This is a genomic window from Methylobacter psychrophilus, assembly GCF_025583945.1.
Classification (GTDB): Bacteria; Pseudomonadota; Gammaproteobacteria; order Methylococcales; family Methylomonadaceae; genus Methylobacter_C; species Methylobacter_C psychrophilus.
This window is the reverse complement of record NZ_JAOEGU010000001.1, coordinates 31,454-42,238: the sequence shown is the minus strand read 5'-3', so window position 1 is coordinate 42,238 and position 10,785 is coordinate 31,454. Positions and strand designations below refer to the sequence as shown.

At 43.3% G+C, this 10,785-nt stretch carries 4 protein-coding genes; 1 reads left to right on the top strand and 3 read right to left on the bottom strand.

From position 1 onward, the window contains the following. Positions 1-72 precede the first annotated feature (72 nt). Positions 73-3,360, top strand: a complete 3,288-nt coding sequence (locus N7974_RS00155; protein ID WP_262963692.1) for an EAL domain-containing protein — start codon at positions 73-75, stop codon at positions 3,358-3,360. Positions 3,361-3,628: 268 nt separating this feature from the next. On the opposite strand, the gene cydC is transcribed toward N7974_RS00155, so the two are convergent. The 3 genes from cydC to N7974_RS00140 form a co-directional block, all read right to left on the bottom strand. After that, positions 3,629-5,308 carry a thiol reductant ABC exporter subunit CydC gene (gene cydC / locus N7974_RS00150; RefSeq protein ID WP_262963691.1) on the bottom strand — a complete coding sequence of 560 codons (1,680 nt, stop codon included), beginning with the start codon at positions 5,306-5,308 and terminating at the stop codon, positions 3,629-3,631. Continuing rightward, the gene (cydD, locus tag N7974_RS00145) at positions 5,305-7,107 is read right to left on the bottom strand and encodes a thiol reductant ABC exporter subunit CydD (RefSeq protein ID WP_262963690.1); all 1,803 of its coding nucleotides are present in this window, start codon (positions 7,105-7,107) and stop codon (positions 5,305-5,307) included. The genes cydC and cydD overlap by 4 nt, the downstream gene beginning before the upstream one ends. A gap of 334 nt (positions 7,108-7,441) precedes the next feature. After that, entirely contained in the window at positions 7,442-9,178 is a 1,737-nt protein-coding gene (locus tag N7974_RS00140) for an autotransporter-associated beta strand repeat-containing protein (RefSeq protein WP_262963689.1), read from the bottom strand. Positions 9,179-10,785: the final 1,607 nt, after the last annotated feature.

Sequence of the window (10,785 nt, the reverse complement as noted above, 5' to 3'; positions counted from 1 at the left end):
TTATTGCTCTAATGATTTTTTTAGCTGATTTTTCCTAAATCAAGAATTAAAACTTGAATATCGGATGCAAGTATGATCGATACAACAGAAGTTAAAATCCGCATTTCACTGACTAATCCGCAGACTGTTTTATCTGTCGGCGCTGGTATTGATGCCCTGCTTGGCTATACAGTTGACGATTTTCTTATTGGTAAAGTGTCTTTGCACAGTCGAATTCATGCCGACGATCTGGACATTGCCGATGTGCTATTCTCAACTGATGGTCGCAATAAAATTGCCGATACTTTTAATATCAGGCTCAGGCAAGCCAATGGCCATATACGCTGCGTCAAAGGCCTTTACAGCAAAGAACCCAGCGTCACTGACAGCAATATTATCCTTGACCTGTTGCTGCAAGATGCCAAAAGCATCAGTAAACAACTAAACAACCAACCCATGATGACCAATTTCAAGGCCATGATGGAAAACACTAATGATTATATTTATTTTAAAGACCGTAATCATGTATTTACCGGTGCCAGCCAAACACCAGGCGCTACTATTACAGACAGCATAAATCAGTCGTCGTACCTGCTTGGAAAAACTGATTACGACCTGTTTTCGGAAAAAGATGCCGATATTTACTACCATCTGGAAAAGCAAGTATTCGCGGGCATTAATGTGGCCCATGAAATACAGAAAGCATCGAATAACGAAGCCCATAGTGGCTGGATAGATAACCGTAAATATCCTATATATAACGATAATGGTGAGATTTCCGGCTTGTTTGGTATAGCACTGGATATCTCCTCACGCATAAATTCCGAGCGATATGCACACTTTTACAGCAGCATTTTAGAACTACTTGCCATAAACAGCCCGCTACTTAGTGTTATTGAAGCGATTGTGACAGGCGTAGAGCAACTCTACCCGACACTGCTTTGCAGCATTTTGTTACTCGATAGCGACGGCAAGCATCTTGTTAACGGCTCATCCCCAAACCCGCCTGATTTTTTCAACGAAGTCACTAACGGCATAAAAGTTGGCACTGACTCTTCCAGAGAGACCTTTTTTACCGGCAATCGTGTTGTCGTTGAGGACATTGCCACACCTACGAACTGGACTGCTTACAAAAAACTTGCAATCAATGCCGTACTAGGCGCCTGCTGGTCACAGCCTATTCTGTCATCATCTGGCCAAGTACTGGGTACTTTTGCTATCTACCATCATGAGCCACATACACCAACCGGGTTTGATATTGCCCTCATCGAACAATCAGCACGTCTGGCCAGCATCGCCATTGAACGAAAGCAAATCGACGCGTCTTTGGCTCAATCCGAAATAAAATTCCACACACTATTTAATGCCTGCAGAGATGCGGTACTCATGTTGAATGAGAAGGGCTTTTTCGATTGCAATAATCCCGCCATGATGATGTTTGGCTTGCAGTCACGAGAAGATATCACTTTATATACGCCGGCCGATTTCTCTCCACTTAGGCAACCATGCGGTTCGGATTCAATAACATTAGCCAAGCAGTACATTGAGATTGCCACAAAAAAAGGCAGCGTGCGCTTCGAATGGATGTATAAGCGAATTGACACTGGCAAAAACTTCATTACCGAAGTAACGCTTAACTCCATGATGATTAATGGGGCATTATTGCTGCAAACAACCATACACGACATAACCATCCGCAAGCGCGCCGAGGATGATCTTCGCATCGCTGCGACTGCTTTCCATATTCAGGAAGGCATGATGGTTACCAATGCCTCTGGTATTATCCTGCGGGTAAATAATGCCTTTACCACGATTACTGATTATTCCGCGCAAGAAGTTATTGGCAAGAATCCGAATCTGCTTAGCTCGGGCCGCCATAATAAAGATTTCTACACTGATATGTGGAAAGTTATCGAAAATACCGGGGCATGGTCAGGTGAAATATGGAACCGGCGCAAGAATGGTGAAATCTATCCAGGATACATGGCCATCACCACAATAAAAGATGCCAATGGCAAAGTGACCAATTACGTTGCTACCTTAACCGATATCACCATCAGTAAAGCTGCCGCTGAGGAAATTGAGCGTCTGGCCTTCTACGATCCACTTACTGAATTGGCCAATCGTCGTCTGCTAACGGATCGTATCCAACATGCATTGGTAGGTAGTGCCCGTAACAGAGATCAAGGTGCTCTGATGTTTCTTGATCTGGATCATTTCAAAATTGTCAACGACACGTTCGGTCATGATGCTGGCGACTTGTTGTTAAAGCAAGTTACAGCACGACTAACAGCCTGTGTACGAGAAAGTGATACCGTAGCCCGTTTGGGTGGTGATGAGTTTGTCGTGCTACTGGAAGGCTTAAGTGATCAAGCTATTGAGGCTGCGGCACAGACCAAAGCGATTGGCGATAAGATCCTGGAAGCGCTTAATCAACCGTATCAACTTAATTATCATCAATACCATACGACAGCCAGTATCGGTGCTACGTTGTTTAAAGGGCAACGAGCAGGCATTGATGAACTTTTTCGGCAGGCCGATATTGCCATGTATCAGGCGAAGGATTCCGGTCGTAATCGCCTGTACTTTTTTGATCAGGAGATGCAGGATGCAATTAATGCCCGCGCCTCTATTGATATAGATTTACGCAAGGCACTTGAACAGCAACAATTTCAACTGTATTACCAACTTCAGGTAGATGCTTTGGAACGCCCAATAGGCGCAGAAGCCCTGATTCGCTGGCTACACCCTGAGCGTGGCTTGATATCACCTTATAATTTCATTCCGCTGGTAGAAGCAACAGAGTTGATTTTACCTATTGGACAATGGGTATTGGAAACTGCTTGCGCGCAACTCAAAGCGTGGGAACAAGACAAGACCACCTGCGACCTCACCTTGTCAATTAACATAAGTTCCAAGCAATTTCACCAAGTGAACTTTGTATCGCAGGTGAAAAATGCGGTAGAACGTCATGCCATCAACCCGGCTAAATTGAAGTTGGAACTGACAGAAACTATGCTGACTGATAACCTCGAAAAAAATATTGCCGCCATCAGCTCATTAAATGCCCTTGGCATCCGCTTCTCACTGGATGACTTTGGTACCGGCTATTCATCCCTGCAATATCTAAAACGTTTGCCTTTGTATCAACTGAAGATTGACCAGTCGTTTGTGCAGGATATTACCACTGATAGCAATGATCAAGCGCTCGTGCTTACCATTATCAACATGGCACAGAGCCTTAAACTTGAGGTCATTGCCGAAGGAGTCGAAACAAAAGCACAGCAACAACTCCTCTTAAAAAAAGGCTGCTTCCACTTTCAAGGTTATTTATTTGGCAAGCCTTTACCGATTAAGCAGTTTGAAGAGTCGTTAAAATAGGGCCACTGGTTGCGAGCATTAATGACCAAGGCCTGATTATGATGGCTTTCCAATCTGCGCTCATTTCCCAAGCTCTGGCTTATACTCACTCCCAAGCTGCAGCTTTACTGCCATTACGTTAGGAAATAAGGAGTCAAAAAACATGTTTTTTGACTCCTTATCAAAAGTGACTGCTGGAGTACAAACCTAGGTTTGTACTCCATGTAAAAGGTATTTCAACGCTTAACTTAATGGCAGTGAAGCTGGAGCTTGGGAACGAATACATACATTACCATTGAGACAAACGCCCCGACTCCATTCCATAGACGGTATCAACCAGTCCCAAACCCGCCTCACGGTGAGTCACCATCACCACGGTTTTATCCTTGGCAAAATTTGCCAGCGCTTTAAATATATCCGCTTCGGTATCACTATCCAAACCTTCGGTGGGCTCGTCCAAAATCAATATCGGTGCATTTTTAAGATACAACCGCGCCAAGGCGATGCGCCGCGCTTCGCCGCCTGATACTTGCACGCCGCTTTCACCTACCCAGGTATCAAGACCTTCCGGTAAATAGCCGATAAATTTCTCCAGCCCTGCCGCCTGTATGGCCATAGCCAATTCTGTTGCCGAGGCGTTGGGTTTCGCTATTAACAGGTTTTCTTTAATACTTGCAGCAAATAATTGACTACGCTGAGACAAGACACCAAAACAAGTCATTAATTGCTCAGCATCCAGTTGCTTGATATTTTGTCCTGCCAATAAAACACTGCCCTGCTCGGGATCATAATAACGCATCAACAGATGCAACAACGTCGTCTTACCTGAACCACTGGCGCCGATAATCGCAATTTTACTGCCCTGTGGAATAGCCAGATTGATATTTTTTAAAACCGGATTATGCTGATCAGGATAGCGAAAGCTGACCTCTTTTAGCTGTAAATCATAACGTTCAGGTAATCCCAAAACCTGAATTGGCCGGGAAACTGTTGGCGACATTTCTGATACCTGCCTGATACGCCGGGCCGCTTTTTGGGTTTTTGCCAGCATTTGCATGGCTTGCGGCAAGGGTGTTACCAGCTCGAAAGCAGCAAGTACACAAAAAATAACCACCGCTAAATCCGGCCCTGATAACAAATTATTTTTAAATGAAATAACGGCAAATATCAGCACCAATAATACCGTTAGCTGTGCCAGCAAAAAGGTAAGCGCTGAAGCAATGGCCGACAAACGGTTGTTTTGTCGCTGGGTGTTAAGCATTAAAGCAGAAAACTGCCCCAGAAAATCGCTAAAGCGCCCATAGGCCTGATTGGCTATTAACTCAGAAAAACCCTGCATCATATCAACTTGGCGAATGCGAAAATTGGCCGCCAAAACGATAATTTGTTCAGCGCCGCCAACTCCCAAACGATTAAAAACCCAAGGTACCCACACCGAAGCAACAAGCAACATAAGGCCGGTAGCCACACTGATTACGGGCGCATAAAAAGCCAAAAAGCCAGTAACGGCTGTTACTCCCACAATCGCTACGATGGCCGGAGCAAGCAGACGCAAATACAGGGCATCCAACGCGTCAATATCTGCCGTCATCCGTGATAATAAATCACCACTACGCATAACCGACAAACGCCCCGGCACCAAGGGAACCAGTTGTTGAAAAAACCAGCCACGGATGCCCGCCAAGACCCGAAAAGTCGCTTCATGCGTCACCAAACGCTCGCCATAACGACCCACCGTACGAATAATAGCTAGCGCACGTATTTGTGCAGCCGGCAGCATAAAATTAAAGGTCAGGGCATTGCCATCCATAGCAACTAATCCGGCCAGCGCAGAAGCACTGATAAACCAGCCCGACAATGTTAATAAAGCAATAGATGACAAGGCCGTCAGTAATGACAACAAAATTCCGGCCACCAACCAGCCGCGATGGGGTTTGAATAATTTCAGAAAAAACCACAAATCGTTCATAACACCAACCGTCCTTGCTGCAAGGTTATGCGCCGCCCCATTCTGTTAATCACCACCGGATCATGCGTGGCGATAATCAGGGTTTTATCAGCAAATAATTGCTCGATAACAGCCAGTAACAGCATTTTATTGGCAGCATCAAGATTGGCAGTCGGCTCATCCAGTAAAATGATGTCAGCTTCTTTTAAAAAAGCTCTGGCCAAGGCAATTCTTTGTATCTGCCCGCCAGACAAACCATACCCCCGTTCACCAATCTGCGTGAGCAAACCTTCGGGCAATTGTGCGCTAAATTCAGTTACGCCGGCGGCTTGTGCGGCTTTAATAATGCGCTGCTCTGAGGCATCAGGATCAGCCAGAGCAATATTATCTTTTATGCTGCCGTGAAAAATATAGGCATTTTGCCCCACCCATGCGATAGTTTGGGCCGCATACTCACGATTAACGGCGATGCCATTAAGCAATATCCTGCCTTCGGTTGCTGACTCAAAACCTAACAACAGATTTAAAAGCGTTGTTTTTCCGGCACCTGATTCACCCACCAAAGCAATTTTCTCACCAGCGGCAATAGACAGGTTGATATCGGTTAAAACCTGCCGCTGACCATAAAATTTATCGACCTGGTTAAATTCGATAAGCTTGTTATTACCCTGAAAATCACCGTTGGATGCAGCGTAACGATATGCCGAGGTACGAAGCCCATTATTCGCGATTGATGCGCCTCCTTTGTCTACACATCGTGCGTCATTATTACCTGCTTCCAACTCATTAGCGTCTTGCTCCAGTATCGCCAGAATGGCATCAGTTGCACCCAACGCAGCGGCGCGGTCATGATAATTGATAGCCAACTGCCGAAGTGGCATAAAAAACTCAGGCGCCAGCAACAAAACAAACAGCGCTGAACGTAAACTGATTTGGTCAGCCGGACCAAAATGAATTTGTCCCAATAAACCCAGCCCGACATACACGGCAACCAGCGCAACCGCAACGGCACTAAAAAACTCCAGAATAGCCGAAGATAAAAAGGCAATACGCAACACCGCCATGGTTTTTTCCCGAAACCCGTCAGCCATTTGATTAATCGTGTTTAACTCTTGAGCCGCCTGACCAAACAACTTTAGTGTCGCCAAGCCTTGTAAACGGTCGAGAAAATAACCACTCATTCTTGCCATGGCCAAAAATTGATTGCGATTTGCAGAGGCGGCTCCCATACCGACTAACGCCATAAAAATCGGCACCAATGGGCCGGTCAATAAAAATATCAATCCTACTACCCAATTAACGGGCATGACCACGATAATCATGATGATCGGTAAAACACCGACAATTATTTGTTGAGGCAAATAGCGAGAGAAATAATTTTCCAGCGCATCAACCTGCTCCAAAGTAACGGCAGCCAATTCACCACTTTGCCGTTGCTTGATTTGGGCAGGTCCCAGCATTAAAAACTTGTCCAACAATTGTTGCCTTACCGACGCCCTGACTTGCGCTCCAGCCTCAAAACCTGTTGTTTGATGCCCGTAAACACACAAACTACGCAAAATAAAAACACCGGCCAGCAATAAAAAAGGCATCATTAATGATGCCCACGGCAACTTGTCAATAATGATCGCTTGCAGTATAAAAGCCAGCGCTGCCGCTTGAACAATAACTCCCAGTCCGTTAACAATACCAATAACAGCCGCCAATAAAACCGGTTTACGTACAGCTTTACTTTGTTCTTTTAACCAACCGGCACAGACCTTTTCTCTGGCTTTATTTTTATCAAAATAGGCTTGATTATCCGTTTCTGTTAATTGCACCAAGACCTACCCTCTTGTTTAAGTGATAAATCAGGAATAATACACTGTCTTTGCCTAAAAACCATTAGTAAAAAACCATGGCCCCGACAATAAAATAATCCGCTTTTTCCGTGTCTTTCGTGCTTTTCGTGGACAACAGCTTTTGATTTTCGTGGATTGGTCTAGCGGAAATAAGTTGGAATGACTCTTTTTGAACAAGTTTGCCGTTTTACAGGCAACAAGCGGGGATTAATAATGTAACGGGGAAATAGCGATGGGTAGAACAAAGGAGCTGGACCTTTCCGGTTTTAAAAACCGAAAAGGTCCAACCTTCTTACTTATTTTTAATCAATAATTAAATGGCTTTATTACGACGACCCAAACCCAACAGGCCGACCATTCCCGTCAGGAATAACCATGCAGCAGCCGGTACCGGCACTGCAGAGACGACACTACCTTTAAAGTTAATGGTCATACCGTCAAGATCACCGCTGTAACCACTGATATTATGTCCAGTAGATGCCAGGAATATACTGCCTACGTAATTTCCGACAGTACTGGTATTAAACAAAAAGTCCAGATTGGTCTTTGAAGAACCACCAGCCAGATCCGTAAAGTTGCTCACGTTGTAGCTGGTGAAAGCCGAACCCAAGTTGAAAGTATAATTACCATTAAGAAGATCGGTATAAACAGCATCCAGGCCGCCAATATTGGCAAGGCTAAAAGTGGCAGTTTGTGAGCCGATAGCTTGAGTAAAGCTTCCAAAATCCAAAGTCAAGCTGGTATTATCCCAAGTACCTGCACCACCCGTATTCTGAAAGCCAACTTTGGCATAGTCATAAACACTACCGGTAATAGCCAACGTCTGAGTATTAGTATTGTTAAAGTTGTTAACAACTGTCAATGTCTCACTCAAGGCACCTGAAGTAGCAGTTGAGAATGTTACATTTTTTGCGCCTACACTGGTGTTCTTGGCAGCAGTCCAATCGGAACCAGCGGCTGCTATGCCTGAACCGCCTAAACGGGCATCAACAGCACCATCGTTCTGGACAGCGCCACGCAGAGCTGGACCACTGGTAGTAGCGTTGCTAATATTGTAAGTTTGCGCAGTAACCGTATCGCCTACATGCTTGGCACCAAAATCAATTGCGGCATTACCGTAGGCAGCAGTAGCGCCATTGATGGACAGTCGTTGCTGTTTATTTGCATTGCTGTCAGATGAATTAATAACAGTACCAGTAACTCCAGCAGATTTATCAAAAGCATTTCCGGTACCGAAACTTACGTTGGTATAATCGGTAGCAACTTTCAAAGTACCGCCGCCGTTAATAGCGCCGCTGTTCAAGTTAAGATTGGCAATGGTTTCTGTCTTGCCATTAACATTGAAGGTACCGCCGCCGACATTGACTGTTCCAGTATCTTTCAGACGCTCGTTTGCACCCAAAGCCAGAGTGCCGGCATTGATATTGGTAGCGCCGGTGTAACTATTGTTGCCGCTCAGCGTTGTTGTGCCTGTACCGTTTTTAACCAACGCGCCTGTACCTGATATAACACCGGTTAAGCCGATAGCATTGCTGCCAGCCAAGGTCAAATCATTAGTCTGTAGGTTAACAGTCCCACCAACCGCAAGCGTTCCACCTGTTAACGTATTCGTAAAAGTTTGAGCTGCACCCAGTGTAAGTTTGTTATTAACAGTTTGTTTACTCGCACTGTTATTAGTTATTCCGGAACTTCCCAGAGTTATAGAATTTGATGGGCTAATATCCGTCAGTGTGAAAGAAGCCGCACCTAATTTAAAGTCAATCCCTTGCAATAATAAAGTATTCAAATTATTGACAGGAGCCAGTTTAGTTGAACCAGCAAATTGAAATATATTTGTTGCGCTATTGGTGGGCGGTGCCGCATTTAGACTCCAGTTATTACCGGCGCTAAAGTTATTCGAACCAGATCCACCATCCCAAGTAAACGTCGCCGCATTAACGCCTTGTGCAGCCAAGCCGACGCCTAGAGCCAAACCAATCGCGGCACGAAGCTTCCATTTTGACGGTTGTGATGCCGCAGATATCGGTGTTACTTTTCTATTTGTTTTCATTTTAGTTTCCATTATAAATTGTGGGTTGGATGATAGGCAGTTAGCAAGCAGCTAACAAAAAAAGTATTTAATTTTAAATTAACCTTATAAGGTATTAATAATATATATTTAGTAAGTTATTACTTACAAGCGTAGTTGACCTGCCTTACAAATTCAAGAAAGTAACACCATAAAAAATAAAATATTGCTAAAAGCAGGTATTTTTAAATATCCCGTCTTCCGTGTTGCCAATAATGACAGTTAACCTGGCATAAAAACGACACTTGCGCGGTCATCCATGTATTTAATGTTGTTTCTATAATAAAAATTTCTGTTTAAAGTGAGGTAACAATACATGAAGCCGTAAACGATAGCACTTAATGAATTGTAACCAAATGTAACAAAGACAATAATTTAATAATCCAAACTTAAATAATTATTTAATATTACTTATATATTTCTGTTTAAAGAGAGGCAAGAATACCTGAAATAAAAACGACTAACACTTTATGAATTGTAACCAAATGTAACAATTTAATTGTCCAAACTTTAACAATCGCTGCGAACCAGACATAGCAGTCGCAGAATGTTATCGAGAGTAGTAAAAAAATTAATGGAAGAGTAGGTTTTTGAATACTTCGGCTGCCAATTTAAAGCAGGATGGCGAAGCAAGGGTTAGCGATGATCCATAAACCATGGATGCCAGGATTGAATGACGTAAACCGAATTTTACGATGCCAGTCAAGGCTTACAAATTCCGTCATGCTTAAGATTTACTCTTATCTAGATAAAAAGCCTGCGCTCAATTTACGACGAGAGGATTTGTTGCCATTGTTATGATTTTTTATCCCGAACTCAGGTTAATTAATCACTTATTCTATTTCAGATAATGGCAAAAAAATTCAATTTGCCATCCAACTTATTTACGATATTTTGGCTACCATGAAAAAAAATTAATTAAAAAATGAAGGGTATTATGGATAAAGTAATTATGTTACTAAAGGTTGTAGGTGGTGTTGTGCTTTTTTATTCGATTATGGTATTTTTGCCCATGGCTTTCACATACCTATTTAATGGCGATGTGAGGCCATAATATCAACGTTTAGCTATAACGCAATCTTCAAGTTTTTAATTCTTAATTTCGGGGAATTCAGTACAGTTGCCACTTGAACAATAACACCCAGTCCGTTAACAATGCCGATAACAGCCGCCAATAAAACCGGTTTGCACAGCTTTACTTTATTCTGTTAACCAACCGGCACAAACCTTTTCTCTGGCTTTGTTTTTATCAAAATAAGCTTGATTATCCGTTTCTGTTAATTGCACTAAAGACCTGCCCGGTTGTTCTATTATAAAAAAAGAATAATACACTGTCTTTACCTAAAAACCATTAGCAAAAGAATCATGGCCCCCTACAATAAAATACCCCCTTTTTTCGTGTCTTTCGTGCTTTTCGTGGACAACAGGTTTTGATTTTCGTGGATTGATTTACCGGAAATAAAATGGAATGACTCTTTTTGAACAAGATTGCCATTTTGCAGGCAACAATCAGGGATTAATAATGTAACGGGGAAATAGCGATGGACAGAACGAGGGAACTGAACCTTTCCGGTTTTAAAAACCGGAAA